At 62.7% G+C, this 710-nt stretch carries 1 protein-coding gene; it reads left to right on the forward strand.

The window, feature by feature from the left end:
- Window positions 1–710 (forward strand): Ig-like domain-containing protein (locus IMQ48_RS22480; protein ID WP_196210728.1); only part of this gene is annotated, 710 nt, incomplete at both ends.

Raw genomic sequence — 710 nt, forward strand, 5'->3', positions numbered from 1 at the left:
TTTGCGGACAACCGTGGCAACGTGCTGAAAGACGTTGAGGTGCACGCCACCGTCGTCTCACAGGATACGGCAGGTAACGAGGCGGTGGCGGTCAGCACCCACACCGTACATCTCGATAACTACGCTGAAAACGGGGTGGATATCCGTCCGGTGGCCACGGATGACGTGGTCAACGCCACAGAAAACCGTATGCCGACAATGATCAGCGGCAAGGTGGGTGGACCGGACGCCCGGGCGGGCGATGTGGTGACCGTCAGCGTGCAGGGACAGACGTTTACCGGCACGGTGGTCGATATTAACGGTCATCTGGGCTACGACGTGGTGGTCCCGGCGGGCACGCTGCTGGCAGGCCGTAACGGGGTGGTGGTGACGGTGGTCAGCCACGATAAGGCGGGGAATGAGGTCACCGCGCTGGATCACCGCATCGTGACGCTGGACACCGAGGCGCACAACGCCCTGACCATCGATGATGTGACGGCGGATAACATCCTGAACCGCAGCGAACTGTATATGCGTCATCAGGTGGTGACCGGCACCGTCAGCGGGGAGGATGCCCGGGCGGGTGACCGGGTGGATCTGGTCATCAACGGTCACGATTATCACGGGCGGGTGATCGACCTGGGCAACGGCAGCCTGGGCTACCGCATCGCGGTGGACTCCGCCGCTTTTGCGGACAACCGCGGCAACGTGCTGAAAGACGTTGAGGTGCA

It is taken from the genome of Citrobacter sp. Res13-Sevr-PEB04-36, from assembly GCF_015672735.1.
Taxonomy (GTDB): Bacteria; Pseudomonadota; Gammaproteobacteria; order Enterobacterales; family Enterobacteriaceae; genus Citrobacter.